Below are 775 nucleotides of genomic sequence, written 5' to 3' on the forward strand. Positions count from 1 at the left end.
GCCTCTATGGCTGGGATACCGCCGATGTGCTGGACGGCGGCGAAGGTGACGATAATCTGTACGGCTATAACGGTGATGACCTGCTCAAAGGCGGAGAAGGCGATGACAGTCTTTACGGCGGCGAAGGAGCCGATACGCTGGAAGGCAATGCGGGCAATGATTACCTGAGTGGTGAGGAAGGTGCCGACATCCTCAAAGGCGGCGAAGGCAACGATGAATTGTACGGTGGCGAAGGCAGCGACATCCTCAAAGGCGGCGAAGGCAACGATGAATTGTACGGTGGCGAAGGCAGCGACATTCTGAACGGCGGGGCTGGAGACGACAGGCTGTACGGTGGCGGCAGCGAAGCCGACACCTATGTTTTCGAGAAAGGTCATGGCAAGGATGTGGTTTCCGACTACGGCAGCCTGTTGGAGCATACGGATACGCTGCGCTTCAACGGTGCCAAGTTTGCCGAAGCTGTATTTACCCGTTCGGGTAACAACCTGGTCATCAAAGCCTACGGTGGTGAAGATACCGTAACCGTAGAGGGTTATTTCAATGGTTATGACTACCGCTACTACGACTTTGCCTTTGACGACAAAACCGTTACCGCCAAAGACATGGCCGGTATGAAGGTGGAAGGCGTCGGTACCGACGGCAACGAAAGCCTCTATGGCTGGGATACCGCCGATGTGCTGGACGGCGGCGAAGGTGACGATAATCTGTACGGCTATAACGGTGATGACCTGCTCAAAGGCGGAGAAGGCGATGACAGTCTTTACGGCGGCGAAGG

1 protein-coding gene is annotated in these 775 nt (G+C 55.9%); it reads left to right on the forward strand.

Translation table 11 applies throughout. The features are described 5' to 3' along the window. The coding region (locus ACTHUT_RS21315; protein ID WP_440419800.1) for a calcium-binding protein at window positions 1-775 on the forward strand (775 nt) is incomplete at both ends.

It is taken from the genome of Neisseria sp. P0022.S010 (assembly GCF_051956635.1).